This is a genomic window from Bacillus sp. LH1 (assembly GCF_057924895.1).
Genome location: NZ_CM175007.1, coordinates 2,312,400 through 2,338,569 on the forward strand (window position 1 = coordinate 2,312,400; position 26,170 = coordinate 2,338,569).

Consider the following 26,170-nt stretch of genomic DNA (forward strand, 5'->3'; position numbering starts at 1 on the left):
AAATAGCGATACATAATTATATTATGTAAACTATAACTGGGATAAGAAAACAAAGTAAGAGATTTTAATTTTTATATTTTAGATGTATTTTTACACGGTAAGTATTCTCGTAATCAACTTACAACATTTACGGAGGGCATCAAATTTTGATTAAGTAATGGAGCTGATAACAAAAAAATTAATGTTTGTGTATATGGAAAAATAGAAAGTATGGCGAGTGGGAAATGGATCGAATCATAAGGGGGAATTAAAAATGTTACTAAAAACAATCTACTGTAAGGTGGAAGAAGAGAAAAAGAAATTGTTTTCAAATGCGCAAGAAAAATGGAGTGATATACGGCATCTAGATGGTTTTCATGGACAATTTGGTGGATGGTATGAAGATGAGGCATGTGTATTTACTTTATGGGAAGATAGAAGTACATATCAATCATTTATGAATGGTGCTCACGATACAATTTATGTAAATAGTAATCAAGAGGATACGTTTCTTTCGTGTGAAATTGAATTATTTCAAACGTTGTATGATATAACTGATACGCATTTGAAAGACGTTGTTACAGAAGGATCATTCGTAAGAGTTGCTATATGTGATGTAAAGGTGGAAAAGGAAAAGTATTTTTTACAGAAGCAAGAAACAATTTGGAATAAAGGAATGGAAAAAGCAAAAGGAATGTTAGGTGGAGTAGTTGGGAAGTCTTTAAAAAATGAAAATCGTTACATAGTGTTAACGTATTGGAAAGATGAACAGACGCATCAACATTATGTGGAAGAGATTTTCCCAGATTTATATAAATTAGCTAATATTCATGAAGATATAGAAGAGATAAAAGGAAAACAAGCTGTATGTAAGGAAGAATGGCTTGTATATTAAACGCTGAAAAAGTGTATAAATGAATGTATAATAAAGATATTTTCTTATAAACAAGTAATTAATAGAAGACGTTATATACCCTTTCATGTTAATATATTTAAGTTATAATAGGAGGCTTACCCTTTTGTATTGTACGGTAGAAGCAGTGTGAGCTTGAAATTTTTTTAGAAAAGGATGTGCCTAATTTGCGTATCAATAAATTTATTAGTGAAGCTGGAAAAGCGTCTCGACGTGGAGCGGATAAACTAATTAATGAGAGAAGAGTAATTATTAACGGTAAGGTTGCAAAAATTGGTGACCAAGTGAACCCAGGTGATGATGTACGAGTAAATGGAGAGCAGCTTCGAATTGCTCGAGATCACGTATATATCGCTTTAAATAAACCAGTAGGTATTACATGTACGAGTGAAAAATCAGTAAAAGGTAATATTATCGATTTAGTGAACCATCCTTTACGAATTAGTCACATTGGACGTCTTGATAAAGACTCAGACGGTTTAATTTTGTTAACGAATGATGGTGATATTGTTAATGAAATTTTACGTGCTGAAAACAAACATGAGAAAGAATATATCGTTTCAGTAGATAAGCCAATTACACCTGATTTCTTAGAGAAAATGGCAGCGGGTGTTAAAATTTTAGGAACAAAAACGCTTCCTTGTGAGGTTACACAGTTATCAAAATATGAGTTCCAAATTATTTTAACACAAGGGCTAAATCGTCAAATTCGCCGTATGTGTGAAGCTTTAGGTTATCAAGTATACACGTTAAAACGTACGAGAATTATGAATATTGAATTGAATAATTTACCGGTTGGGCAGTGGAGAGATTTAACAAAGAAAGAGAAAAGACGTCTATTTGCAGACTTAAATTACGAACCACAAGATTGGTAAAATTGTGAAGTGAAACCAAAAAAATTTGGTTTCACTTTTTTAATTAAATAAATAATTTTTTTAAACACTTGCAAAAATAAAATGAATAAGATATATTAAATAACAATAAATGGATGTTTTACAAAAAGCAAAGAAAAGGACACGAGTTATTTTACCCGGTTATACAGAGAAGGAAGGAAAGCTGAGAACTTCCTAACGCAGAAAAATAACTTACCACCTTAGAGCTGCACTAGGGAAATTAAGTATCTAGTGCCGTGTATGCGACGTTATCGCAAAAGAAGCCATTATGTTTTTTGTGATGGGAATCTGGGTGGAACCACGGATATAAGCATATTCGTCCCTATATTTAGGGATGAATATGCTTTTTTGCATTAAATTTCATAATAAGCGAAGAAAAGGACACGAGTTATTTTACCCGGTTATACAGAGAAGGAAGGAAAGCTGAGAACTTCCTAACGCAGAAAAATAACTTACCACCTTAGAGCTGCACTGGGGAAATTAAGTATCTAGTGCCGTATAAACGACGTTACCGTAAAAGAAGCCATTGCATTTTGTGATGGGAATCTGGGTGGAACCACGGGTAAAAGCACGCTCGTCCCTATGTTAGGGATGAGTGTGCTTTTTATTATGAAATGGAGAGATGAAAAATGAAAGAACAAATGATTGAAATTAAATTTCCAGATGGTAGCGTGAAAGAATTTGTAAAAGGAATTACTTTAGAAGAAATTGCGGGATCCATTAGCAGTAGTTTGAAAAAGAAAGCAGTCGCGGGGAAAGTGAATGATGGGTTATATGATTTACGCCGAAATATTGAAGAAAATGCGGAAGTAGAAATCATTACTATAGATTCAAATGAAGGTGTAGAAATTACAAGACACTCTGCGGCACATATTTTAGCGCAAGCTGTAAAAAGAATGTATGGTGATATAAATCTTGGGGTGGGGCCTGTTATTGAAAATGGATTTTATTATGATATGGATCTTCCAAGTAGTGTAAACGTAGAAGAATTACGAAAAATCGAAAAAGAAATGAAAAAGATTATAAATGAAAATATAAAGATAGAACGAGTTGAGGTTTCTCGAGAAGAAGCAGCAAAACTGTTTCAAGAAATGAACGATCGCTTGAAATTAGAACTTTTAGAAGCAATTCCTAGTGGGGAAAGTGTAACACTATATAAACAAGGTGAATTTGTAGATTTATGTAGAGGGCCACATTTACCATTTACAGGTTATTTGAAAGCATTTCAATTAACTCACGTTTCCGGTGCATATTGGCGAGGTGATAGTAATAACCAAGTGCTTCAGCGCATATATGGTGTTGCATTCTCTTCTCAAAAAGAATTAGAAGAGTATTTACATTTCGTTGAAGAAGCAGCAAAAAGAAATCATCGTAAGTTAGGCAGTGAGCTTGAGTTATTTATGTTTTCTGAAGAGGCTCCGGGAATGCCGTTTTATTTACCGAAAGGACAAATGATTCGTAACGAATTGGAAGCATTTTTAAGAGAAATTCAAAAAGAGTACAATTATCAAGAAGTACGCACTCCGTTCATGATGAACCAAGAAGTATGGGAGAGATCAGGGCACTGGGGACATTATAAAGATAATATGTATTTCTCTGAAGTAGATAATAAAAGTTTTGCATTAAAACCGATGAACTGCCCAGGGCACATGCTTATGTTTAAAAATAAATTGCATTCTTATCGTGAATTACCGATTCGTATGTGTGAATTTGGTCAAGTACATCGCCATGAATTTAGTGGTGCCTTAAACGGATTATTAAGAGTACGTACTTTCTGCCAAGATGATGCACATTTATTTGTAACTCCAAAACAAATTGAAGATGAAATTAAATCAGTAATGGCGCAAATTGATTACGTATATAAAACTTTTGGATTCGAATATGAAGTAGAGCTTTCTACTCGTCCAGAAGACTCAATGGGTGATGATAAATTATGGGAGCAAGCAGAAGCAGCATTAGAAAATGTATTACAATCGCTAAATTATAAATATAGACTAAATGAAGGTGACGGTGCATTTTACGGGCCGAAAATTGATTTTCATATTAAAGATGCTTTAAATAGAAGTCACCAGTGCGGAACAATCCAGCTTGATTTCCAAATGCCAGAGAAATTTGATTTAAATTATATAGATGAAAATAATGAAAAGAAAAGACCAGTTGTTATTCACAGGGCAGTTTTAGGGTCATTAGATCGCTTCTTAGCAATATTAATTGAGCACTTTGGAGGTGCGTTCCCGGCATGGGTGGCACCAGTTCAAGTGAAAGTAATTCCAGTTTCAAATGCAGTACATGAACAATATGCCAATGAGATTGCACTTAAATTAGCACAAGCTGGAGTTCGTGTTGAACAAGATGCACGAGATGAAAAATTAGGATATAAAATAAGAGAAGCACAAATGCAAAAAGTGCCGTATGTTCTTGTTATTGGAGATAAGGAAATGGAAAACGGAGCTGTAAATGTACGTAAATATGGGGAAGAGAAGTCAGAAGTTATTGCACTAGATGTATTTGTGGCAACTATTGAAGAAGAAATAAAGAATAGAAAATATTGATTGTAAAGAAAACACACTATTAGAAATTAGTGTGTTTTCTTTTTTATCTTACAAAAATGTAAGGTAAATGTAAGCGAAATCGAGGGAACGAGTTGTAGAAAAATGAGAATATGAAGTAGGAAATAGGTTCATGTTACAGGTGTAACTCTTATTGAATGAATAATTAAAAAAATCTTAAGGATTTACATGACAAAATAATAAGAAATATGTGAGAAATTAATTTTATACAAAAGGGATGGAGTGAAAGAGATGTCAACAAATGTAGTTACTGTAGAAAGTGTAGAAAAAACGTATGGAAAAAGAAATGAGAATCAGTCAAAAGCATTAAGGGGTGTATCGTTAAGTATTAAAGAAGGAGAATTTGTCGGGATTATGGGTCCTTCTGGGTCTGGAAAAACGACTTTACTTAATGTGATAAGTACACTTGACCAAGCGACAGGTGGTAGTGTGACGATAGCTGGTACAAATATTACTTCTATGAAGGGCAATGCGTTATCTGATTTTCGCTCTCAAAAATTAGGTTTCATTTTTCAAGATTTTAATCTACTAGAAAACTTATCAATTTATGAAAATATAGCTTTACCACTTTCTCTGCAAGGCGTACCATCAAGTGAGATTACTGGAAAGGTAAATGACGTTGCGAAGAAATTAGGAATTACTGAAATTTTAACAAAATATCCAACTGCTGTTTCTGGTGGACAAAAGCAAAGAACAGCGGCGGCAAGAGCTTTAGTACATAATCCAGCAATTGTATTAGCAGATGAACCGACAGGTGCGCTTGATAGTAAAAACGCAAAAAGTTTATTAGAAGCAATGCAAGATTTACATGAAAATCACAATGTAAGTATTTTGATGGTTACACATGATGCATTTAGTGCAAGTTATTGTGAGCGTATTTTATTTATTCAAGATGGTCTTCTTTATAAAGAATTAAATCGTCAAGGCACTAGAGAGAATTTCTATCAAGACATTTTAGGTGTGCTCGCTCATATGGGCTCAGCTGCTGAGTCTAAGTAGGGGGCGAAACTATGTTATTTAAATTATCACGTCATAGTATGAAAAAAATGTTAAAAGATTATATGGTTTTACTTATTGGCCTCGTTATTAGTATTAGTATTTTCTATATGTTCCAAACGATGGCGATGAATAGCGAATTTACGAAAGATAATAGCCTAATTAGTAGTATTAGACTCGTCTTTTGGGTAGGTGCAATACTATTATCTTTCATTACTGTATTTTATATTATATATGCCAACTCTTTCTTACTCACGTTAAGAAGAAAAGAACTCGGTATGTACATGATGCTTGGTGCAAAAAAGAAAAAAGTAGCACAGTTATTATTTATTGAAACATTCGGTATGGGTATTGTCAGTATTATTATCGGTATTTTAGTAGGGATGTTACTTGCAAGTGTAGCAGGAAATTTTTTAATGAATGGAATGGAAATTTCAGCAAAAGGTAGTTATGCATCTGTATACACACCAGCAATTTTAGTTACAGCTATTTTCTTCTTAATACTATTTTTCATTACTGGCTTAATGAACAGTGTCCGATTGTTACGTAAAACTGAACTAGAGTTAATTCGTGAAGATGAAACACTAGATGAAGTGAAGAAAAGTAAAACTCGCATTATTATAATGACAGTACTTGGTGTATTACTAGTAAGTATAGGGTACTATTTTATGATCAATGTAAAAATATATGCTGAATTAGGTTTTATTATAGCAACCATCGTTACAACACTTGGAACATATTTTACCTTTAGTTCATTACTCCCATTTTTTGTGATGAAAATTAAGGGGAATAAAAAACGAAATGAAACTGGTCTAAATAGTTTTACATATGCACAGCTACGCTTTCGAGTAAATAGTTTATCGAGAGTATTAGGTACTGTAGCGATGTTAATTGCATTAGGCGCAGGTGCGATGACGGCAGGTATGGCTTTCCAAAAAAATGTAGGTATTATGACAGACTTTTCTCGTGTATATGATGTTGTAATTCATGATCCGAATGATCAAGACAAAGCTGCCTTAAAAGAAATGGAAATTGTTGAAGAAAGCAAGTACAAATATAAAGTAGATGGAGAAGCCGTTTATTATTTACGTAACGACTTAACTGCGAAACCACCACTTGTTTCAGACCATTTTGATACAAAAACGTTAAAAGAGCCTGTTCGTAAACGTGTGACTGAACCTTTAACAGAACCTGTATATTCAGCTTTAGAGGCTCCTGAATTAGCAAAATTCCCTCGTATGCCAAAGGATTGGGAAGACGCAGTTGTAAGAGAGATACAAATTACGCATAATCAATTTAACGGAAAACCAGTAAGAATTGCAGACGAAGAGCATTATAAAGGAATTCAAGGAACAGAACACACTGTAACATTAGCAAAAGTAGATGATATGAAAAAATATAAACCGTTATTAATCGAAATAGACAAGAGACAAAAAGCACAAATTGAAAAAGCAACAGGTGAAAAGGTAGACTTATTTACGAAAATGACAATTTATCAGTTTATGAACAGCTTCATGAGCGGAACAATGTTTATGGGATTTTTCCTCGGAATTGCCTTTTTAGCAATGATGGCAAGTTCCCTTATGTTCAAGATATTAACAGGTGCTTCTCGCGACATACGCCGTTATGAAATGTTACGAAAAATTGGTGTGAGACGCAGTATGCTAACGAAAAGTATATATAAAGAAATTTCATATTTATTTATCTTCCCAGCAATCATTGGCATTTCTCACGTTTTAGTAGGGCTTAACTTATTCAGCTTTATATTAGTTGACCCGTTTGTAAAAGTGTGGGTGCCAATTGGGATATTCTTAATCATTTATTTCATCTATTACTGGATAACTGTTCAACTTTATAAAGGTATGGTAATGCCGAAAGAAGAGGTAGCTAAATAGTTTATCCCGCTATTTGCCGGGCAATAAGACTCCACCTCAAAATTCAGCGGAAGCAAAGAAGTTAGGTGGGGCCCTGCTGCCCGTAAAAGCCCGAATGATTAAAGTTTCACTTTATGAAAAGAGTCCTTGTTTTGAAAATAGAGACTCTTTTTTATGTTTTTTACAAATAACGAAAATATTAGATGATGGTCAAAAAATATAATATAACTTCTAATAAATGACTAAAATAATAATGTTTTGTCGAGAGAAACGATACGAAGTATGAAAGAAATACTACAGTTATTTCAAAACAAAGTATATGCATGTTTTTTCTAGGGAGCTATAGAGAAATAGAAAGAATAAAAAAGATAGCTGAAGACAAATTGTTTTCAGCTATCTTTTTTGTTTAATTTAGTGATGTCCAGCTAGTAGAGTAAATGCTATTATTAGGAGAAAACCACTAGTTGCCCATATTAGAAATGTAAGGAAAGAGAGCTGTTTCTTAGCTTTCCAAAGCATTTCATGAATTGTGACATAGCCAAGTGAACCGATAGCACTTCCCATAATGAGTCCTTGCAGGTGAAGAGCTTTTCCTTCCATCAAAATGCCAAAAACTGTGCCAGTACCGAGAATAAGAGAAAGTAATAAAGTTGTTAATAAAAAGGAAACATATTTATGCTTTGTAAAGAGAAAGGGGATAATTAATGCTAAGCCTTCAGGAATATGGTGAACGACGATTGCTATTAAAAAGGGAATGGCAGAGTCATTATGATTTATAAAAGCTGTACCTAACGCAAATCCACTAGGTATATTATGAATAAATATAGCGAAAGAGAGAAAAAGGAAGGTTTGCCATGCTTGTTGCTCTTTTTTATGTATCATTGGATGGTGACAATAGTTATCTAATAAGCTCATAACTAAAATACCGATGGCTATACCAAGTATAGGCCCAATCATTTCGTAGCTTGAAAATGTTTCAGGAATAATTTCAAGGGATAAAAGCCCAAGTAAAATTCCGCCACATAATGCGTATAAACGATGCATCTTTTCTTCAATGAGTTGGCGTGTTGCTACTCCAACAGCACCGCCTAATAGTAATCCACCAAATGAAAAAAACGTAACAATCATTGGAATCCATAATCGTTCCATAGTATCACACTCCGATTCTTCCACTTATTTTTAGCTTACGAAAAGGAAAGTTAGAATAGTCCAAGTAATTGTGTTTGAGTATAGAGAAAAAAGTAGTGATTCGTTATAATCTATATATTAAACTTAAGTGAGGAAATGAAAAGGGGAATTGGTTATGCAACAAATTAAAAAAATAGGAAACTCATTTTGGTATATGACACCTGTTTCTGAAACAGATAGACCTATCTTAGGAATGGTCGTTGGACAAGAAAAAACGTTAATGATTGATGCAGGGAATTCAGAAGAACATGCACAATTATTTTTAGAAATGTTAAAAGAACAAAATGTATCGAATCCAGATTTCGTAGCACTAACCCATTGGCATTGGGATCATATTTTTGGATTGCCTGTACTACAAGATGCATTGTCTATTGCACATTCTGAAACGAAAAAAGAGATGCGTACACTTGTTTCTTATGAATGGACAGATGAAGCTTTGGACGCACGCGTAAAAGAGGGTACTGAAATTGCATTTTGTGCGGATTGCATAAAAAAAGAGTTTGAAGAAAAAGCGAGAAATATTAACATTATTCCTCCGACCTTAACGTTCCAGAATCAAATTGAATTAGATCTTGGTGAAGTGACATGCGTGTTAAAACATGTGGGCGGAGATCATGCACATGATTCAGTTGTTATGTACATAAAAGAAGAAAAGATATTGTTTTTAGGGGACTGTATATATGCAGATATTTTTTCCTCGAAGTGGAACTATACGACGAAAAGAACGTTTGCGTTAATAGATGAATTAGAAAAATTTGATGCTGAGACATATATTCTTTCTCATGGAGAAGCGATAAATCGAGAGGAGTTTTTACAAGAGATTCGTATGTTAAAAACAGTAGGAACTTATACAGAAGCTCATAAGGGCGATGAAGAGAAGATAAAGGCAGCGTACAAACAAGAACTAGATAGAGAATTAAATGAAGATGAGTTAGAAACAATAACGTATTTTGTCAATGGTTATGAAATGAATAATCTGTAAGACACTACATTAATCAAATATAATTAAATTGCACAAAAAGAGTATTGAAATTTAATTCAATACTCTTTTCAATAGTTAAATATGTAGTTTCAACTAAATTCTAAATATAGGGGTTCATCGTCTGAAGTGATTTTATTCTATTTATTTTTCGTATAGATAGTGGTTCAAGTAGAAGCTTTCTTTGCTAATTCAGTAATATATTCAAAGAATACATCACGTTTTACATCATAAACGACATTTACAGGTCGTCCATCAGCAGTTTCCTCTGTACGTCCTTGGCTTGGTCCGTATGTATGAACAATACTATTAATTGTTTCAGTTTTTGCAAGGTTAGTGTTTCCGACAAGCGCGGTAGTTAGTACATCCCATAAATAGTAGGTAGAGTTCGTTGAGAAGTGAACGAGAGGGGGAACCATTGCATAGCATTGACCAAGGAAATCCATACCAATATACTTTCGTTCTTTTGCCCATTGTTCACGTATGTTTATAGTTAACGGAACTTGGTTTGTACTTTCTAGTGTCACTAAGTCGATTTTAATTTTTGCATCCCATACACGAGCCACTGCTTCAGGGTCCCAAAACGAATTCCACTCAGCTGTTCCATCATGCTCTGGTTCATGTACATTGCCTGCTGTAAGAAATGTACCACCCATCCAAACGAGACGTTCAATTTTATCTTCTATGATGGGAGTTTCATATAATGCACGAGCAAGGTCAGTTAGGGGTCCCGTAAATAATAAAGTTGTTTTTCCTTCCGTTTGTAGAAGCGTTTCTATTAAGTGATGATGTGCAGACTTTGCTGCTACAGGTGTTATAACTTTTCCAGCCTCATTTAAAATTGGTAAAGCATCTACATAAAATGCATGCATCCGCCAGTCTTTTGGAAATGGATTTTTCGCACGGGAATTTGATGCGGCTACTTTAATATATTCTTTGCTGAAGCGATCAATAATTTTGCGACTTGCAGATATTGCTGGTTCCAAATAGCAATCAGCAGGGATAACTGAAACACCTGTAAGTTTGACATTATCCATCTGAAGTAATAAAAATAGTGAAATTAAATCATCTACACCACCATCATGATTGAAGTACACTTTTTTCATCATTGTAATCTCCATCCTATTTGATTTAGTTAGAAATTAAACATGAATTGAGGAAAAGTCATCAATAATTTCGACTACTTCAATTTCGCCATTAATGAGTAGCTCAGGGAGTTCGTTATTCACATTTCCTTTCCAATATTCTCTAGCTTGTTCCATTTTTTGAGAAAAAGGAATAGCATCTTCTTTCGGTAAAAGATTCCCGTCACCTTCAAAAGAACTTCCGATTACTCGTAGTTTAACAATCTGCAAAACTTCTCGATTGTAAGAATCAAATAATGCTTTCCATTTTAAAGCATCTTCATAGCTTTTAGCAGCATATAAACAAGACAATCTTGATGGATAATCAGGATATTCTTGCAGCCTAACCATTTCCATAATCGTTTCTCTAATGGCTCTAATTGTTTGATCCATGTAATTCATAACTACTGTAGCATTTTCATTCTTTATATGTAATTCTTCATTTGTATAATGTTCTTTTAAAATTTGTATAGAATCTTCACCACTAGAATTTAAATGTTTTCTTTCAAAAAAGAAGTGGAATAGCGTATTAGTTTGATTTTTATTAAATTGAATGCTTTGTCCGATCTTCATTTTTTTCCTTGTTACGATATGATATACGAAAAATCCTTGTTCATTCATGGTTCTCCTCCTAGTAGTAATGTTTAAATGTAGTAATTCAACATTGAAATATATAAAACCTTTATAAGTAAAAGTGAGAATTTGAGTTGAAAGTAAAGAAAATATATGAAAACGTTTTAAATTTGTTCACAAAATGTTCACTTACGAAGAGGTTTCCAATATCGATATAATGACAAAGACTCAAAGAGAAAGGATGATGAATTTTGCCAACAACAAGAAAGGAAAACCTCCAATTTGGTATGATGATGTGCCTTGGGATGGTTATCGTAATGACGTTTTACAATTTACTAACGAATGGATCAGGAGGGCCAATTCATATTAAGGAGATCGCATTAGAACTACTAATTGGATTTATTATTGCGCTATTAATTGAAATATGTATCGTTGGACCTAGTGCGAAAAAAATTGTATTCATGTTGCCATTTGATAAATCGAAAAAAGTAAATATTATTATTGCGATGGCGACAGCTATGGTTATTGGAATGGTTTTCTTCATGTCGTTTTATGGAATGGCAATGATGTATTTTCATAATGGATTACATGGTGAATCTTTTGTTTCAATGTATTTCTCGATTTTTATTAAAAACTTCATTATGGCGTATCCATTACAATTAATTATTATGGGGCCGCTTGTGCGTTTCTTATTTGGAAAGTTTGTTTTGAAGAATAAACCTATTAATGTAGCGTAATTATAATTATTAAAATTATATATAATAATAAAAAGATAAAAATACATCTCAATTATTTTGAGGTGTGTTTTTTTATGGTCATTCGCAGTTATTTTCATACTGATGTGACATTTGTCCTTTTGTTTATATAGGATTATAGCTTTTAATTAAGTCAGAAATAAAGGATGAGGAGATGATTTTTTGAAAGGTATTCTATTTGCTGTTTTTGCGGGGATATTTATAACACTTCAAGGAACCTTTAATGCGAAACTTAGTTCACATATCGGTATATGGTCGACGAGTATTATAACCCATTTAATTGGATTCATTATTGCAACAACTGTATTTTTGTTAAAGAAAGAAGAGAAAGTAACAGATTTAAAGAGTGTGAAAAAAGTATATTTAGCAGCGGGTGCATTTGGTGGATTCATTATTTGCGCAGAAACTATGGCGATATATTCACTAGGAGTTACATTGACAGCTGGCACACTAATGGTTGCTCAATTGTTAACGGCAACAGTTATTGAAATGAAAGGACTGTTTCATATAAAAAAGATACAGATGGAGAGATATCATATTGTGGGAACAATAGTAATGATTATAGGTATTGTTGTATTTAATATGTAAATGAAAGGAGGAAATGAATATGGAGAATAGATCAAGTTTAATTACGCATTATTTGAAAATCAATAAAACGCTCGAGGTTTTTTCAGAAATAGATACAGCATATTTTCAATTAAATCACTTTGAAAAAGGCGAGCTTATTTGCAATATAGATGACGAAATGGATCGTTTATATTTTGTTGTTAAAGGGAAAGTAAAAGTTTATACGATTACACCTGAAGGGAAGAAATTAATTCTTCGCTTTATCAATCCATTGGCCATTGTTGGTGATATTGAACTAATTCAAAATAGCAAAGCACATAATGTCGTTGAGGCTTGTTCAGATGTTGTAGCAATCTCTATTTCTAATACGGTTATTAGAAACAAGTTATTACATGATCCTATATTTATGAAGTTCTTGCTTGAAAACATTGCCAACACGTTAAAAATATCGACTCGTTTTACTGCTCTTAATTTACTTTATCCTGTAGAAGTACGTGTAGCTAGTTATTTGCTTTCAATTTCAACAGATAGTAACGGGAATATGTATAAAGGGGATTTGGATGCAACTTCAGTAACGAGTATTGCAGATTTTATAGGGGTAAGTTATAGGCACGTAATTCGGGTATTACAAAGATTTTATAATGAAAAACTAATTGAAAAGAGTAATGGAGTTATTGTAATTAAAGATTTTTCTAGAATGAAGGAAGTCGCTAAAGATAATATATATGAGCAATGAAAGGGAGAGGAAGATTTTGATTGGATTTAGTTTAGCTATATTAGCAGGAATATTAATTAGCGTACAATCTGTTTTTAATGCAAAAGTAAATGAAAATGTAGGACAGTGGTTAACAACTACATGTGTCCTTGGAATAGGTCTCATTAGTTCTATTCTATTTTATATCATTACAGAAAACAGTATTAGCATTAAAGTGTATACTGCAAATTATTTGTTTTATGTAAGTGGACTGTTTGGCATCGGGTTAATTATTTGTATAATGGGTGCAATAAAGAGTTTAGGTCCAGCATATACGGTGCTAATTAGTCTTATTACTCAATTGGTCGTTGCGTTATGCATTGATACATTCGGATTATTTGGAATGGAGAGTGTTCCATTACAAGTAAATAAGTTAGTTGGTATAGGCTTATTAATTGTGGGAGTAGGAATTTTTAAAAATCTATTTTTGAATAAGAAAGCTATTCTTATAAATGAGGATAGTGTCTAAAGAATATAAAGGGAAAAAGTGTAAATGGTCAGAACTTATATATTTAGATAGTAATAAGTGAGCGATGAGGAGAGAAGATAAATGAATCAGTTAATGTTGCAAGATGGTATACACTATTTGAAAATCAATGGGATTATGCATTGGTGTAAAGTTGCAGGGACAGCTCATAATACAGTCCCTCTTATTATAGTACATGGTGGTCCAGGTGGTAATCATTATGTATTCGAAAGAACGCTTGGTTTGAAGTTAGAAGGAAATATGACTGTAGTTTATTACGAACAAAGAGGTTGCGGACGAAGTGAGGCACCACAAGATGACGGTGAGTACTCAATCAATACTCTAGTCGAAGATTTAGAGGAATTAAGAAAGCAATTACATGTAGAGAAGATAAATTTGTTAGGCTACTCTTTTGGTGGACAACTTTGTTTAGAGTATGCTTTGAAATATTCGAAAAATGTTGAACGAATGGTATTACAAGCACCATCGTTAGATGATTTTAATGATATGTATACTGTGCAGATAGAAGGTTTTCTACAAGTAACGAAAGGGGAAATGAAAGAACAAATATTGAAAATAAGTAAGTCGAAAATTGCGCTAAAAGAAAAATATAATCAAGTTTGGAGTATAGTTGATACAGAAAATGTAGATCGACTATTGTTTAAAAATGAAGAATTTGCAAAGCTAAATCGGAGTCTTTGGGAGGAAAGTCAGTTAAGTAATACAGGGAAGATGAGCAAAGTTATTTTTGGAACAAAAGCATCTTTACCGCTTATTGAGCGTATTAAAGGTTTAGAAATTGATACGTGTGTCATAGTTGGAGCGCATGACTATAACACGGGTGTAGGAATGAGTTATAGAATAACGAGACAATTGAAAAATGGTAAACTTGTTATATTTGAAAATAGTGGACATTTCCCAGATATCGAGGAGATGGATAAAGTCTGTGAAACGATTATTGAGTTTTTGGAACAAAAGGGGGATATTAAGGTCGAACCGAATTAATAGAGTTGAATTGGCTATTGGGATATTAAATCATGTAATATGCTAATTGTTTACTTGTAATTGAGGAAGAATCAATTAGTGTATTTGGAAAATAAGTAAAAAAGATCTCGTAAGGTGGAGGTCTTTTTTACTTATTATTTAATATTTTGAACTTATATGAACTGAAGTAGAAGAGTATGATAAGCACTTTCAGGGAACGAGAATATAACCGAAAATAAAATATTACTAAACATATATAACTAATGAATACAATGTCTTTTTCAGTTATTAAGTTGTAAATCATTTTATGATAAAATCTTTTACATAATTTAATAAAGGGGTAGTATTCAATGGGTTATTTCTCAAATGGTTTATTAGTTTTGTTTGTGCTAATCGTATGCAGTTGTATATTTTTTGGTTAATAATATAATGAGAGTCTTATATAAAAGAAGTTATCTTAAGTGAGGTAACTTCTTTTTATTTTATATTGAGAAGGAATTCTATCTTTCTTATTGAAGTTTGTTCTAGTTATTTTTACATCGATCAGATTTGTGTAAAGGGAATTTTATGAAATATAAACAAGCCAGAGAATAGGGAGTATTTACATGGAAAATAGTATACGCTACACAAGTGAACATCCTACAGATTTTAATGGATTATTATCCTTATACGAATCTTTAGGATGGAATTCTCTTAAATTAACGGTTAACGAGTTAGAACGAATGTGTAAGCAAAGTTGGTATGCAATTTATGTTTTTGATGATAAGAGGTTAGTAGGGATGGGGCGTGTCATATCAGATGGAGTCATAACAGGCATTATTTGTGGAGTTGGTGTATTGCCAAAATATCAGTCTAGTGGCATCGGAAAAGAAATAGTGAAACGATTAATCCAACACTGTGAACAAAACAAGGTTATTCCACAACTTATGTGTGTAGAAAAATTGCAATCTTACTATGAATCTATAGGGTTTGAAGCATTCTCTATTGGGATGACAAAACATATTATAAGATAGAGGTGCTTTATCCCGCTATTTGCCGAGTAGTAAAAGCCCCACGGATTAAAGTTTCACTTTATATTTTCAGTTTACTCGTACATATTTTCAAACTTCAACATAAAGGAGAATGGCTGTATGGAGATTGCTAAAGGGATAGAAATGTTACAACTTGAATTTCAAGAATTTGTTATTCATCCAATTCTTTTATGGGATGATGAAATGGCAGTATTAATAGATACGGGTTTCCCAGGACAAATTGAAGATATACAAGTAGAGATGGAAAAGGTTGGGGTATCATTTGATAAGTTAAAAGTCGTGATTTTGACGCATCAGGATATTGATCATATAGGTAGTCTTCCGGAGTTGTTGCAGCGCTGTCGAAGTAATATTAAAGTTTATGCGCACGAACTAGATAAGCCATATATCGAGGGGGATTTACCTTTATTGAAGGAAGGAAATGTAGAGAACCGACCAAAAGGAAAAGTGAGTGATACTATGATTGACGGGCAAGAACTTCCGTATTGCGGTGGAATACTAATTCTTCATACTCCAGGGCATACCCCGGGTCATATTAGTTTATATTTGAAACAAAGTAAAATTCTTGTTGCAGGAGACTCTATGTATAGTGTGAATGGGATGTTAGGAGGAATTCACGCCCCAACAACTATAAATATTAAGGAAGCACAGCAGTCTTTGAAGAAGTATTTAAATCTAGATATTGAATCTGTAGTTTGTTACCATGGGGGATTAAGTAAGGGGAATATAAAGATTCAACTTCAAAATTTATAAAAGTCGAAGATAATAATTTTTAGATAATGGATGCTAAATTATAAAAAAACATGTTTGAAAAAAATTCAAACATGCTTTTTTATTAAAGGAAATCTGTTTAATATGAATGACCTAATCCGTTCCAATAAAAAGAAACGATTTCTTGTGCTAATTCATCTATATTTGCAAGAATAGGATTGTGATTTTCATCTTTAAAATTCCCAATAGATAATAAAGATACGAAAGCATGAGCCGCAAATTTAGCGTTTCCTTTCGGAATTTCTCCGATGTGCATAGCATTATCGAGTGCTTTTTCTAGTACTTCATACATATTATCTTCAGCATTTTTTAATTGTTTCAATTGTTCTTCAGATAACGACAGTTTTGCATCTTTCATAAAATTTTTCATATCAATATCCATCGTTGCGTGTAAGTAAACTTTAGCGAAGTCTAATAATCTTTCTTCTAAAGTTTTGTTTGTAGAGAGTATTTGAGACATATTCTCACGTATACGTACCATCATTTCGATCATAGTAGCGGTAAATAAATCGGCTTTTGTTGAATAGTAATAGTAGACAGTTGCTTTCGTAACACCACAAACTTTTGCGACCTCATCCATAGAAACGACTTGATAATTTTGTGTAAGAAATAAGCGGGTTGCTACTTCTAAAATGTTTTCTTTTGTAGATTTTGTATTTTTATTTTGACGCGGCCTTCCGAGAGGACGTTGTTTTTGTTCCAAATACATTCGCTCCTGACATTTATGATTGAGATAATTATAACATAATTTTCAATCATTCTTGATTAATTAACCGACCAGTATATATAATTAATAATGGAGGAAAAAAGGAAGGTGGGTTTTTATGAAAAAGCACCCGTTACATATGTTAGGGAGGCTTGTAGCAGGGAGAAATACGCAATGGATCACTTTATCGGTATGGATTCTTATTACATTATTACTTTCATTTACGTTACCACAAGTAAATAGTACGAAAGAACCGAACCCGAAAAATTTACCCGAAACAGCTATGTCGCAGCAAGCGGAAGCACTTATGAAAAAAGAGTTTCCGAATAATGCAGGGAATCCTTTATTAGTAGTATGGTATAGAGATGGTGGATTACAGTCACAGGATTATAAACTCATACAAGATGTCTATAAAGAGTTAAAATCTAGTCCTTTAAAAGAACAATCAACGTTACCACCATTTGATACAATTCCAGAGCAAGTATTATCAAAAAGTGCGTCAAAAGATGGTACATCATTTGTTACACCGGTATTTTTTAATAAATCTGCTGGTACGGATATATTAAAAGGAAATCTTGAAGAGTTTAGAAAAATAGTGAATAGTAAGGTGGATGAAGATCCATTTAAACAAAAAATAAGTGAATCTGGTTTACATGTTCGATTATCAGGACCTGTAGGTATTCAAACGGATGCAGTTAGTTTATTTAGTCAAGCAGATGTGAAATTGTTAGTGGCTACTGTACTACTAGTGTTAGTTTTGTTAATTTTACTGTATCGTTCACCAATTTTAGCGATTTTACCTATACTTGTTGTTGGCTTTGCATACGGTATTATTAGTCCTACACTCGGTTTTTTAGCTGATCACGGATGGATTAAAGTAGATGCCCAAGCGATATCAATTATGACAGTATTATTGTTTGGCGCTGGAACGGACTATTGTCTATTTTTAATTTCGAGATATAGAGAGTACTTGTTAGAAGAAGAAAGTAAATATAAAGCATTGCAACTTGCGATTAAAGCATCTGGCGGTGCAATAATAATGAGTGCGTTAACTGTTGTACTTGGATTAGGAACATTACTACTTGCTCATTATGGTGCCTTTCATCGATTTGCAGTACCATTTAGTGTTGCTGTATTTATAATGGGAATCGCGGCTTTAACGATTTTACCAGCACTATTATTAATTTTCGGTAGAATTGCATTTTTCCCGTTTATACCGAGAACAAATTCAATGAATGAGGAGTTTGCAAGAAAGAAAAAGAGGGCTGTAAAAGTTAAAAAATCAAAAGGCTCCTTTAGTAAAAAACTTGGAGATATTGTAGTACGAAGACCATGGACAATAATTATGCTAACTGTATTTGTATTAGGCGGATTGGCTTCATTCGTACCACGTATTCAATACACATATGACTTATTAGAGTCGTTTCCAAAGGATATGCCTTCTCGTGAAGGGTTTACGTTAATTAGTGATCATTTCTCAGCTGGTGAACTAGCACCAATAAAAGTTGTTGTTGATACGAAAGGAAAAGAGCTTCCTATTAAACAAGAACTAGAGAAATTTTCTTTCGTAAATACAGTAAAAGAGCCAAAAGAGGGAAAAGAAAATAAGCAAATACAAATGTATGAAGTTTCTTTAGCGGAAAATCCATACTCAATTGAAGCGTTAGATCAAATTCCTAAATTGAAAAGCAGTGTAGAAAAAGTATTAAAAGATGCTGGGATTAGTAATGCTGAAGAGCAATTGTGGATTGGTGGAGAAACAGCTTCATTATATGATACAAAGCAAATTACTGAACGTGATGAATCAGTAATTATTCCAGTAATGATTAGCATTATCGCTTTACTATTACTTGTCTATTTACAATCGGTTGTTGCAATGGTTTATTTAATTGTAACTGTTGTCTTATCATTCTTCTCAGCGTTAGGAGCAGGATGGATATTACTTCATTACGGTATGGGAGCGCCGGCCATTCAAGGTGCGATACCGTTGTACGCATTCGTATTTTTAGTTGCTTTAGGTGAAGATTATAATATCTTTATGGTTTCAGAAATATGGAAAAACAGAAAGACACAAAATCACTTGGATGCAGTAAAAAATGGTGTAATACAAACAGGTAGTGTTATTACATCGGCAGGTTTAATTTTAGCAGGAACTTTTGCAGTGTTAGGTACACTTCCAATTCAAGTATTAGTTCAATTTGGTATTGTAACTGCAATTGGCGTATTACTAGATACATTTATCGTAAGACCGTTACTTGTACCCGCAATTACAGTTGTGTTAGGCCGATTTGCTTTTTGGCCAGGTAAACTTTCAAGAAAGAGTGAAGAAATACAAAAGGTGGATGCATAGTTAAAAAAGCCAAGGATATTTTCCTTGGCTTTTTTCAATGTAGTTAATTAATTTTTTGAAGTTAAATCATCAGCTGCAGCGTGATCAGCATCTTCAATTGTTGTTTCGGGCATTCCGTATAAGCCGTTCATTGCTTGTTCTTCGATAGTAAGATTTGCAGTATTATTATTTTGAATAGATGTAGTGTTTTCAGTAACATTTTCTTTTTTATTCATATTTTTGTTATTCATGTATGTATCCTCCAAATTTCATTTGATTTATCTATAGTATGTGGATGGATTTCCAGAAATATGTGAATTGATTCTTACATAATGAATTACTAGAAGGGATTCCAAATAGAACGAGTGTTTTAACAACACAAATAAACAATGAAAAAGCACGTTCGTTATATGAAAGATTAGATTGGGTAAATGTATTAGAACCATTTCATTCAAGTAAAAATGATGTTCCATATGTAATAATGGGAAAAGCATTAAAAACAAAAGTGAATTGATAATTATGCCATTCACAAAAATGGTTGGTTTGTAATAATGAAGGGGAAAACGAAAATGACGAAAATATCTATAGAAAAAGCTACAATTTTAGATGCTGAGAAATTAACAGAAATAATGAAAAGAACATTTGATGCAGAAGCAAAACAATGGCTATACGGCCAAGATGATGTCATTGATTATAACATTCAACCGCCAGGATATTCTTCAGTTGAAATGATGGAATATTCCATTGAAGAATTGGATTCTTTCAAAGTTGTAATGGATAAAGAAATAATCGGAGGGATAATAGTTACGATTTCTGGTAAGTCGTACGGTCGAATTGATCGTATTTTTGTAGATCCTGTTTATCAAGGAAAAGGAATTGGATCACATGTTATGAAATTAATAGAAAAGGAATATCCGAACATAAAGATTTGGGATCTCGAAACACCTAGTAGACAAATTAACAATCATCACTTTTATAAAAAGATGGGTTACCAAATGATTTTTGAATCGGAAGATGAGTATTGTTACGTGAAAAGAATAAAAACAAGCTCAAACAAAGCCAGTGTAGTTACAAATAAAGATATGAAAAATAGTCAATACGAAAACTGTAATTTAGCAAATACAGAGTATTATCAAGTGAATTTAAAAAACAGTTCATTTGTTGGTAGCAATATAATGAATATGAATATGAGTAATTGTAATGTAAGTCAATCCAAGTTTAGAAATATAAATTTTAGAAGGTCATCATATGCAGATTTAAATCTTTCTGGCAGTAAATTTAATTTGGTGACTTTAGGTGGAGTGCAATTTAAAAATACAAGTCTCGGAGATGAGAAGGAACCTATTGTATTCGATAAATGTGATTTGGAATGTAGCACTATAAGTAATAGTAATCTGAAAAATATTGAAATAGAAAATTGTGATATAGTCGGCATGAAACTAAATGGTATTTTGATTGAAAATTTGCTTGATTTATATAACAAGGTGAAAAGTTAACCAAATCCATATCATATATCTTTATAATCTTTTTGGAAATTAAGTATTATATCGAAATAATTATGTAAAAATGACATAAAGAAATCCGGGCGAGAAGGTCATTCGTGAACGTTTCTAGAATACACACAAATATATTGTTATTTATATGGAGGAGAGAAAGATGGGAATCAACGTTAGAGCAGTAGAAATACAAGATGCTAGAGCAATTCATCGTATATGTATACAGGATGATGTTTTACCGTATATGGTTTTCTTACCTAGCATGCGTGTAGAGGCTATGGAAAATAGAATTCGAAATTTAGCACCAAATCAATTTGAATTTGTTGCAGAATATGATGGAGAAGTTGTTGGGTTTGTAGGTTTAACACAAAGTCCGGGCCGAAGATCTCATTCAGGCGATTTATTCATTGGGGTAGACAGTGAATATCATAATAAAGGAATTGGGAGAGCACTTCTTACGAAGATGCTTGATTTGGCTGATAATTGGTTAATGTTAGAGAGAGTAGAACTAGGTGTGTTAGAAACGAATCCAAAAGCAAAAGCTTTATATGAAAAATTTGGATTTGTAGAAGAGGGAGTAAAGATAGGGAATTTGAAAGCTCATGGAAAGTTTATTAATGAAATTATGATGAGTCGTTTTAGACCGAATGGTTTAATTGTACATAATGAATAGTTAAAAGCATGACAGTATACTGTCATGCTTTTTTATTAGAACTTGGCTGCAATAAAAATAATACTAAACCAATAAAAATAACGGTAATTCCTAGTCCTTGTTGTAAAGAAATGGTCTCATGTAATATAAAGTACGCTAGTATACAAGTGCCAATTGTTTCACCTAAAATACTCATTGAAATTACAGTAGCACTCATCCATTTTAATAACCAATTAAAAATGGTTTGTCCTAAAATTGTAGCAATGAAAGCTAATCCAATAAAGCACAACCAAGTTTGTGTAGAGTAATGGATGAAAGATTCTTGTTGCGTGAAAGCAAATATGCCAAGAAAGCCAGCACTACTTCCATAACTAATTACTGAATAGGGTATAAGTGACAAATCTTTACGAACGTGTTGGCTAATGAAAAAATAAGCAGTAATGATACCGGCAGCAATAAATGCTAAAATATCTCCATATAAAGCTTCTCCACTAATTTGGAAATCTTGCCAGCCAATGATGATACTACCTGAAATAGCGATGAGGCAACCAATAACCGCTCCTTTCGTAAATCTTTCCTTAAATAAAAAATAACCACCAATCATTGAGAACAAAGGTTGTAACGTTACGATAACTGTAGAGCTTGCTACAGAAGTATATTGTAATGATTCAAACCATAGTACATAATGTGCAGCTAAAAATAGCCCAGATATGAATCCGAATGTCCATTGTTTTTTCGTTAAAGTTTTTAGCTCATTTCGACTATTTTTATTAAATAGTAATAACGGTAACAGGATCAGTGTGGCAAAGAATAATCGGTAAAAAGCAATGATTGTCGCAGGAGCATCTGCCAATTTTACAAAAATAGCTGAAGTTGATAAGGCGAATACACCAAAAAATAAGATGAAATATGAAAGAATAGGTGATTTCAAAGTTTGTCCCTCCTATAGAGTGTTTATTATAATAAACTTAATACGATATAATGTACAAAGGTAAGTATATAAGTCCCGGAGATAATAGGAAAGGATTATTTGCCTTTGTTTAGTATGTCAGCACAAAGACAATGAAATATGCATTATGATGGATGAAAGGAAGTTTTACTATGATACATGATAGGCTTGGACAAACAGTATTAAGTTATCGTAAGAAAAATAATATGACAATTCGTGAATTCGCTGATTATGCAGGAATTAGTACATCACTAATTAGCCAAATTGAAAGAGGACATGCTAATCCTTCTTTAAATGTTTTGGAGTTAATTGCAAAAGCATTAAATGTACCGCTGTTTACACTTTTTATTAACGATATCGATACAGATTCGCTCATTTCTAAGAAAAAAGATCGAAAAAAAGTATATCGGGAAAACAATGATCACATTGTATATGATGTATTAACACCTGATTTTATGAAAGCACGTATTGAAATGTTAATGATGGATTTAAATAAACGAGCAAACACAACAGAAAGCCATTATTCCCATGAAGATAAGGAAGAGATTGCTGTTATTATGAAAGGGGAAGTGTATGTGGAATTGGAGGGAAAAGAATATTTTTTAGAAGAAGGCGATGTTGTACGTATTCCACCGAATGTGAAGCATCGATTTTTGAATAAAAGTGATGAATCGAATCACATTTTATTTGTACTGACACCATCTTTAGGATGAAAATATAGTGATTTTTAATAGGGGAGAAAGAAAATGGAAAAAAGTATTTTGAAAGGCGGTCTTTCAATTATTTCTCAATGTAAAAAAGAAACAAATGATATTTGGCATGCACATTTTGGAGCAGCTGCAATTGCTAGTTATTTTTTTATGAAAGATAATAATATTGATGAAGAAACAGCTCGTAATATGTATTCGCAAACAAGGATGATGCTGAACAAGAAAAAAATTGGTGAGATGATTGATGATAAAAAAGAAATAGATTTTAAAATTGCGGAAAATATGATTATAAAATCTTTAGAACAAACGATTGATGAGCTTCATTGGGTGGGGCATAACGTCATTTATGCGTCATTAAGTTTATTAGCTATGAAAGAGCTACAAAAATGGGGTGATAATCAAGCAATTGAAGGGATTACTACTCTTATTTTATCATTTCGAAAAACAATTCCAGGTAGATCGTGGATTGGTTATACGACGAAAGAAGTAAAACAATTAAGTTTTGAAGAGGAGATACAAAGTGAATTGAGTAATCCAACACAAGTATCTCAGTTCATTTTAAATGAGTTATCGAAATTTAATAGTATTTATCGAGCGGAATCACATCATGATTTAATTGGGCATTTGCTTACATACTCCCACGCAATTAATATAATGTACGATTTAGGACATATAGATATATTTCAACGAGGGATACGTCCGCTGTTAAAACTAGTATACGTACTAAGAGCTAGCCAAAAGCTCAAGCTGAATACGGAAATAACTTTACACTCACCTATAGATCGATTACCTTTAATTCAATCTAAACGTGCAAATATTTTACCAACTGAAAATATATTTTGGATAAAAGACTATAGTGAATTCGATTGGGATTTTGGTCATGTATTTAAATTCTCATATAGTTATTTTAATCATATACAGAGAGCTCCAAATTATAAAGATATCACATTAGAAAAATTCCGTTATGTTATTCATTCTTAATGAACGTTAATGATCTGTAAAAGGATGTTTAATCTAGTTTCTTTTTTTGTTAGTAGTATATTATTTTTTCAAATATGTAAGATTTTACATGCGTATTTTACTTTTACTAATTATGTAAGTAGGCTATACTGAAATACATACATTTTATTTTTGGAGAGATGTAAAACGACATGGAACTAGCGAAATTGGAAAAAGTAATTGAAATAAAAAAAGAAGAACTTTTATATTTAGTATCGGATTATGGAATTCAACATGAAAAAGTATTGGCATTGAGTCAAGAACTAGACAAATTAATCAATTACTTTATGTTTTTAAAATAAAGAGAACTATGACGGGGTTTGTAAATGTTATAGTTCTTTTTTATTAGGTAATTTGAAAATATATTAAAATATATTGTCTAATTTCTTACAGAATGCGCAACTTGCTAGTCGAATATAAGGACTTTTGGTTATAATAAAAAGGAATTATTAATTGTATCGGTTAGGAGCGCAGCACATATGAAAACAGTTGTTGTTATCGGTGGAGGTATAACGGGACTTTCTACTATGTTTTATTTAGAAAAATTAAAAAAGGATTATAATATCGATTTAAATTTAATTCTTATTGAGAAAGAAGAGTATTTAGGTGGTAAAATCCATAGTGTGGAAGAAAAGGATTTCATTATGGAGTCAGGAGCGGATTCAATCGTTGCTCGTAATGAACACGTTATGCCACTTGTAAAAGATTTAAATTTAGAAAATGAAATGGTATATAATGAAACGGGTATTTCTTACATATATTCTGAAAACATGTTACATCCGATTCCTTCTGATACTATATTTGGGATACCGATGAGCGCCCAGTCGTTGTTTAGCAGTACGCTAGTCTCAACGAAGGGGAAAATCGTAGCTTTAAAAGATTTCATAACGAAAAATAAAGAGTTTACGAAAGATACATCACTTGCTTTATTTTTAGAAAGCTTTTTAGGGAAAGAGTTAGTGGAAAGACAAATTGCTCCTGTGCTTTCAGGTGTATATTCTGGTAAATTGAATGAGCTTACAATGGCATCTACATTACCGTATTTACTGGATTATAAAAATAAGTATGGAAGTATTATTAAAGGTTTTGAAGAGAATAAAAAACAATTTCAATCAGCAGGAAATAAAAAATTCGTATCATTTAAAGGTGGACTATCTACGATAATTAATCGCTTAGAAGAAGTGCTGACTGAAACTGTCGTAAAAAAAGGTGCTATAACGACGGCTGTAAGTAAACAAAAAGATCGATATGAGATTTCTTTTGCAAATCATGAAACAATACAAGCTGATTATGTTGTTTTAGCAGCTCCACATGATATTGCACAAACTTTATTACAGTCTAATGAGTTAAATGAGCAGTTTAATACATTTAAAAACTCATCTCTTATAAGTATTTATTTAGGATTTGACATACTAGATGAACAACTACCAGCTGATGGTACGGGGTTTATTGTAACGGAAAACAGTGATTTACATTGTGATGCTTGTACATGGACAAGTCGAAAGTGGAAACATACATCGGGTAAACAAAAATTATTAGTTAGAATGTTTTATAAGAGTACCAATCCGGTATATGAAACAATCAAGAATTACAGTGAAGAAGAATTAGTACGAGTCGCTTTATATGATATTGAAAAGAGTCTCGGAATTAAAGGTGAACCAGAAGTAGTTGAAGTTACAAATTGGAAAGATTTAATGCCGAAATATCATTTAGAACATAATCAAGCGGTTCAAGCATTACAAGAAAAAATGACGAATCTTTATCCAAATGTATATTTAGCTGGTGCCTCATATTATGGTGTTGGAATTGGTGCGTGTATTGGAAATGGAAAGAATATAGCCAATGAAATAATGGATACATTAAATAAATAATACTGTAGAATAAATAAAAACTGTCCCTTCAGCAAAATGGA

Annotated in this window: 26 protein-coding genes, 1 pseudogene and 2 other annotated features; of the genes and pseudogenes, 21 read left to right on the forward strand and 6 right to left on the reverse strand. The window is 32.6% G+C overall.

Features of this window, described 5'->3' with window-relative positions:
* The first annotated feature begins 253 nt into the window (after nucleotides 1-253).
* The 5 genes from ACX9TM_RS12120 (at nucleotide 254) to ACX9TM_RS12140 (ending at nucleotide 7,246) form a co-directional block, all read left to right on the forward strand.
* On the forward strand, nucleotides 254-874 hold the full coding sequence (locus ACX9TM_RS12120) for a YdbC family protein (protein WP_000925180.1): 621 nt from the start codon (nucleotides 254-256) through the stop codon (nucleotides 872-874).
* 185 nt (nucleotides 875-1,059) lie between these two features.
* Nucleotides 1,060-1,767: a 23S rRNA pseudouridine(2604) synthase RluF gene (rluF, locus tag ACX9TM_RS12125; protein ID WP_001222171.1), complete on the forward strand. Its 708-nt coding sequence runs from the start codon at nucleotides 1,060-1,062 to the stop codon at nucleotides 1,765-1,767.
* Between the two features lie 121 nt (nucleotides 1,768-1,888).
* Nucleotides 1,889-2,112 (forward strand) — a binding site (T-box leader).
* Between the two features lie 36 nt (nucleotides 2,113-2,148).
* Nucleotides 2,149-2,370 (forward strand) — a binding site (T-box leader).
* A 44-nt stretch (nucleotides 2,371-2,414) separates the two neighbouring features.
* Nucleotides 2,415-4,337 carry a threonine--tRNA ligase gene (thrS, locus tag ACX9TM_RS12130; protein ID WP_072770353.1) on the forward strand — a complete coding sequence of 641 codons (1,923 nt, stop codon included), beginning with the start codon at nucleotides 2,415-2,417 and terminating at the stop codon, nucleotides 4,335-4,337.
* A 249-nt stretch (nucleotides 4,338-4,586) separates the two neighbouring features.
* Nucleotides 4,587-5,354 carry an ABC transporter ATP-binding protein gene (locus tag ACX9TM_RS12135; RefSeq protein WP_000106426.1) on the forward strand — a complete coding sequence of 256 codons (768 nt, stop codon included), beginning with the start codon at nucleotides 4,587-4,589 and terminating at the stop codon, nucleotides 5,352-5,354.
* A gap of 11 nt (nucleotides 5,355-5,365) precedes the next feature.
* The gene (locus ACX9TM_RS12140) at nucleotides 5,366-7,246 is read left to right on the forward strand and encodes an FtsX-like permease family protein (RefSeq protein ID WP_072770352.1); all 1,881 of its coding nucleotides are present in this window, start codon (nucleotides 5,366-5,368) and stop codon (nucleotides 7,244-7,246) included.
* A 390-nt stretch (nucleotides 7,247-7,636) separates the two neighbouring features.
* Here the strand turns inward: ACX9TM_RS12140 and ACX9TM_RS12145 are convergent, their stop codons facing one another.
* Nucleotides 7,637-8,374 (reverse strand): ZIP family metal transporter, encoded by a 738-nt coding sequence (locus ACX9TM_RS12145; protein ID WP_065382123.1) that lies wholly within the window; start codon nucleotides 8,372-8,374, stop codon nucleotides 7,637-7,639.
* A 154-nt stretch (nucleotides 8,375-8,528) separates the two neighbouring features.
* Here ACX9TM_RS12145 and ACX9TM_RS12150 point away from each other — a divergent pair, with 154 nt between their 5' ends.
* Nucleotides 8,529-9,395, forward strand: coding sequence for an MBL fold metallo-hydrolase (locus ACX9TM_RS12150; RefSeq protein WP_065382124.1), 867 nt, complete (start codon nucleotides 8,529-8,531; stop codon nucleotides 9,393-9,395).
* A 164-nt stretch (nucleotides 9,396-9,559) separates the two neighbouring features.
* Here ACX9TM_RS12150 and ACX9TM_RS12155 read toward each other — a convergent pair whose 3' ends face one another.
* Both ACX9TM_RS12155 and ACX9TM_RS12160 read right to left on the reverse strand, forming a co-directional pair.
* Nucleotides 9,560-10,513, reverse strand: a complete 954-nt coding sequence (locus tag ACX9TM_RS12155; RefSeq protein ID WP_139245340.1) for a nucleoside hydrolase — start codon at nucleotides 10,511-10,513, stop codon at nucleotides 9,560-9,562.
* A gap of 21 nt (nucleotides 10,514-10,534) precedes the next feature.
* Nucleotides 10,535-11,137 (reverse strand): DUF2441 domain-containing protein, encoded by a 603-nt coding sequence (locus tag ACX9TM_RS12160; protein WP_001005241.1) that lies wholly within the window; start codon nucleotides 11,135-11,137, stop codon nucleotides 10,535-10,537.
* 203 nt (nucleotides 11,138-11,340) lie between these two features.
* Between ACX9TM_RS12160 and ACX9TM_RS12165 the strand changes: the two genes are divergently transcribed.
* The 7 genes from ACX9TM_RS12165 to ACX9TM_RS12195 all read left to right on the forward strand — a co-directional run bounded on the left by ACX9TM_RS12165 (nucleotide 11,341) and on the right by ACX9TM_RS12195 (nucleotide 16,399).
* Complete coding sequence (locus tag ACX9TM_RS12165) at nucleotides 11,341-11,826, forward strand: DUF2798 domain-containing protein (protein WP_001143427.1); 486 nt, start codon at nucleotides 11,341-11,343, stop codon at nucleotides 11,824-11,826.
* A 180-nt stretch (nucleotides 11,827-12,006) separates the two neighbouring features.
* Nucleotides 12,007-12,432: a DMT family transporter gene (locus tag ACX9TM_RS12170; RefSeq protein ID WP_000676261.1), complete on the forward strand. Its 426-nt coding sequence runs from the start codon at nucleotides 12,007-12,009 to the stop codon at nucleotides 12,430-12,432.
* 19 nt (nucleotides 12,433-12,451) lie between these two features.
* On the forward strand, nucleotides 12,452-13,147 hold the full coding sequence (locus ACX9TM_RS12175) for a Crp/Fnr family transcriptional regulator (protein WP_000431609.1): 696 nt from the start codon (nucleotides 12,452-12,454) through the stop codon (nucleotides 13,145-13,147).
* A gap of 16 nt (nucleotides 13,148-13,163) precedes the next feature.
* Nucleotides 13,164-13,634 (forward strand): DMT family transporter, encoded by a 471-nt coding sequence (locus ACX9TM_RS12180; protein WP_000579028.1) that lies wholly within the window; start codon nucleotides 13,164-13,166, stop codon nucleotides 13,632-13,634.
* A gap of 81 nt (nucleotides 13,635-13,715) precedes the next feature.
* Nucleotides 13,716-14,636: an alpha/beta fold hydrolase gene (locus tag ACX9TM_RS12185; protein WP_065382125.1), complete on the forward strand. Its 921-nt coding sequence runs from the start codon at nucleotides 13,716-13,718 to the stop codon at nucleotides 14,634-14,636.
* Between the two features lie 584 nt (nucleotides 14,637-15,220).
* Nucleotides 15,221-15,628: a GNAT family N-acetyltransferase gene (locus tag ACX9TM_RS12190; RefSeq protein ID WP_000431735.1), complete on the forward strand. Its 408-nt coding sequence runs from the start codon at nucleotides 15,221-15,223 to the stop codon at nucleotides 15,626-15,628.
* A 117-nt stretch (nucleotides 15,629-15,745) separates the two neighbouring features.
* The gene (locus ACX9TM_RS12195; protein WP_000401480.1) at nucleotides 15,746-16,399 is read left to right on the forward strand and encodes an MBL fold metallo-hydrolase; all 654 of its coding nucleotides are present in this window, start codon (nucleotides 15,746-15,748) and stop codon (nucleotides 16,397-16,399) included.
* Nucleotides 16,400-16,496: 97 nt separating this feature from the next.
* On the opposite strand, the gene ACX9TM_RS12200 is transcribed toward ACX9TM_RS12195, so the two are convergent.
* Nucleotides 16,497-17,120, reverse strand: a complete 624-nt coding sequence (locus ACX9TM_RS12200; protein ID WP_000436013.1) for a TetR/AcrR family transcriptional regulator — start codon at nucleotides 17,118-17,120, stop codon at nucleotides 16,497-16,499.
* 121 nt (nucleotides 17,121-17,241) lie between these two features.
* On the opposite strand from ACX9TM_RS12200, the gene ACX9TM_RS12205 reads away from it, so the two are divergent.
* Nucleotides 17,242-19,473 carry an MMPL family transporter gene (locus ACX9TM_RS12205; protein ID WP_065382126.1) on the forward strand — a complete coding sequence of 744 codons (2,232 nt, stop codon included), beginning with the start codon at nucleotides 17,242-17,244 and terminating at the stop codon, nucleotides 19,471-19,473.
* 47 nt (nucleotides 19,474-19,520) lie between these two features.
* On the opposite strand, the gene ACX9TM_RS12210 is transcribed toward ACX9TM_RS12205, so the two are convergent.
* Nucleotides 19,521-19,703, reverse strand: a complete 183-nt coding sequence (locus tag ACX9TM_RS12210) for a DUF4021 domain-containing protein (RefSeq protein WP_001060657.1) — start codon at nucleotides 19,701-19,703, stop codon at nucleotides 19,521-19,523.
* 74 nt (nucleotides 19,704-19,777) lie between these two features.
* Between ACX9TM_RS12210 and ACX9TM_RS12215 the strand changes: the two are divergent.
* The 3 genes and pseudogenes from ACX9TM_RS12215 to ACX9TM_RS12225 all read left to right on the forward strand — a co-directional run.
* Nucleotides 19,778-19,966 (forward strand): annotated as a pseudogene (locus tag ACX9TM_RS12215) (GNAT family N-acetyltransferase); the annotation flags it as partial.
* A gap of 37 nt (nucleotides 19,967-20,003) precedes the next feature.
* Nucleotides 20,004-20,948, forward strand: coding sequence for a GNAT family N-acetyltransferase (locus ACX9TM_RS12220; RefSeq protein ID WP_065382127.1), 945 nt, complete (start codon nucleotides 20,004-20,006; stop codon nucleotides 20,946-20,948).
* A gap of 160 nt (nucleotides 20,949-21,108) precedes the next feature.
* Nucleotides 21,109-21,621 carry a GNAT family N-acetyltransferase gene (locus ACX9TM_RS12225; protein ID WP_000512619.1) on the forward strand — a complete coding sequence of 171 codons (513 nt, stop codon included), beginning with the start codon at nucleotides 21,109-21,111 and terminating at the stop codon, nucleotides 21,619-21,621.
* 22 nt (nucleotides 21,622-21,643) lie between these two features.
* Here ACX9TM_RS12225 and ACX9TM_RS12230 read toward each other — a convergent pair whose 3' ends face one another.
* Nucleotides 21,644-22,531, reverse strand: a complete 888-nt coding sequence (locus ACX9TM_RS12230) for a DMT family transporter (protein ID WP_000841810.1) — start codon at nucleotides 22,529-22,531, stop codon at nucleotides 21,644-21,646.
* A gap of 170 nt (nucleotides 22,532-22,701) precedes the next feature.
* On the opposite strand from ACX9TM_RS12230, the gene ACX9TM_RS12235 reads away from it, so the two are divergent.
* The 4 genes from ACX9TM_RS12235 (at nucleotide 22,702) to ACX9TM_RS12250 (ending at nucleotide 26,129) form a co-directional block, all read left to right on the forward strand.
* Nucleotides 22,702-23,262 (forward strand): helix-turn-helix domain-containing protein, encoded by a 561-nt coding sequence (locus ACX9TM_RS12235; protein WP_000581031.1) that lies wholly within the window; start codon nucleotides 22,702-22,704, stop codon nucleotides 23,260-23,262.
* A 33-nt stretch (nucleotides 23,263-23,295) separates the two neighbouring features.
* The gene (locus ACX9TM_RS12240) at nucleotides 23,296-24,240 is read left to right on the forward strand and encodes a hypothetical protein (protein WP_000415694.1); all 945 of its coding nucleotides are present in this window, start codon (nucleotides 23,296-23,298) and stop codon (nucleotides 24,238-24,240) included.
* Between the two features lie 170 nt (nucleotides 24,241-24,410).
* Nucleotides 24,411-24,560, forward strand: a complete 150-nt coding sequence (locus ACX9TM_RS12245) for an aspartyl-phosphate phosphatase Spo0E family protein (protein WP_000417698.1) — start codon at nucleotides 24,411-24,413, stop codon at nucleotides 24,558-24,560.
* A 177-nt stretch (nucleotides 24,561-24,737) separates the two neighbouring features.
* On the forward strand, nucleotides 24,738-26,129 hold the full coding sequence (locus tag ACX9TM_RS12250) for a protoporphyrinogen oxidase (protein WP_000860352.1): 1,392 nt from the start codon (nucleotides 24,738-24,740) through the stop codon (nucleotides 26,127-26,129).
* Nucleotides 26,130-26,170: the final 41 nt, after the last annotated feature.

Bases quoted from the DNA above. Each gene is read 5' to 3' on its own strand.
- ACX9TM_RS12120 (WP_000925180.1), top strand. From the start codon at position 254: ATGTTACTAAAAACAATCTACTGTAAGGTGGAAGAAGAGAAAAAGAAA.
- thrS (WP_072770353.1), top strand. From the start codon at position 2,415: ATGAAAGAACAAATGATTGAAATTAAATTTCCAGATGGTAGCGTGAAA.
- ACX9TM_RS12135 (WP_000106426.1), top strand. From the start codon at position 4,587: ATGTCAACAAATGTAGTTACTGTAGAAAGTGTAGAAAAAACGTATGGA.
- ACX9TM_RS12140 (WP_072770352.1), top strand. From the start codon at position 5,366: ATGTTATTTAAATTATCACGTCATAGTATGAAAAAAATGTTAAAAGAT.
- ACX9TM_RS12145 (WP_065382123.1), bottom strand. From the start codon at position 8,374: ATGGAACGATTATGGATTCCAATGATTGTTACGTTTTTTTCATTTGGT.
- ACX9TM_RS12150 (WP_065382124.1), top strand. From the start codon at position 8,529: ATGCAACAAATTAAAAAAATAGGAAACTCATTTTGGTATATGACACCT.
- ACX9TM_RS12155 (WP_139245340.1), bottom strand. From the start codon at position 10,513: ATGGAGATTACAATGATGAAAAAAGTGTACTTCAATCATGATGGTGGT.
- ACX9TM_RS12160 (WP_001005241.1), bottom strand. From the start codon at position 11,137: ATGAATGAACAAGGATTTTTCGTATATCATATCGTAACAAGGAAAAAA.
- ACX9TM_RS12175 (WP_000431609.1), top strand. From the start codon at position 12,452: ATGGAGAATAGATCAAGTTTAATTACGCATTATTTGAAAATCAATAAA.
- ACX9TM_RS12185 (WP_065382125.1), top strand. From the start codon at position 13,716: ATGAATCAGTTAATGTTGCAAGATGGTATACACTATTTGAAAATCAAT.
- ACX9TM_RS12190 (WP_000431735.1), top strand. From the start codon at position 15,221: ATGGAAAATAGTATACGCTACACAAGTGAACATCCTACAGATTTTAAT.
- ACX9TM_RS12195 (WP_000401480.1), top strand. From the start codon at position 15,746: ATGGAGATTGCTAAAGGGATAGAAATGTTACAACTTGAATTTCAAGAA.
- ACX9TM_RS12205 (WP_065382126.1), top strand. From the start codon at position 17,242: ATGAAAAAGCACCCGTTACATATGTTAGGGAGGCTTGTAGCAGGGAGA.
- ACX9TM_RS12210 (WP_001060657.1), bottom strand. From the start codon at position 19,703: ATGAATAACAAAAATATGAATAAAAAAGAAAATGTTACTGAAAACACT.
- ACX9TM_RS12220 (WP_065382127.1), top strand. From the start codon at position 20,004: ATGAAGGGGAAAACGAAAATGACGAAAATATCTATAGAAAAAGCTACA.
- ACX9TM_RS12225 (WP_000512619.1), top strand. From the start codon at position 21,109: ATGGGAATCAACGTTAGAGCAGTAGAAATACAAGATGCTAGAGCAATT.
- ACX9TM_RS12235 (WP_000581031.1), top strand. From the start codon at position 22,702: ATGATACATGATAGGCTTGGACAAACAGTATTAAGTTATCGTAAGAAA.
- ACX9TM_RS12240 (WP_000415694.1), top strand. From the start codon at position 23,296: ATGGAAAAAAGTATTTTGAAAGGCGGTCTTTCAATTATTTCTCAATGT.
- ACX9TM_RS12245 (WP_000417698.1), top strand. From the start codon at position 24,411: ATGGAACTAGCGAAATTGGAAAAAGTAATTGAAATAAAAAAAGAAGAA.
- ACX9TM_RS12250 (WP_000860352.1), top strand. From the start codon at position 24,738: ATGAAAACAGTTGTTGTTATCGGTGGAGGTATAACGGGACTTTCTACT.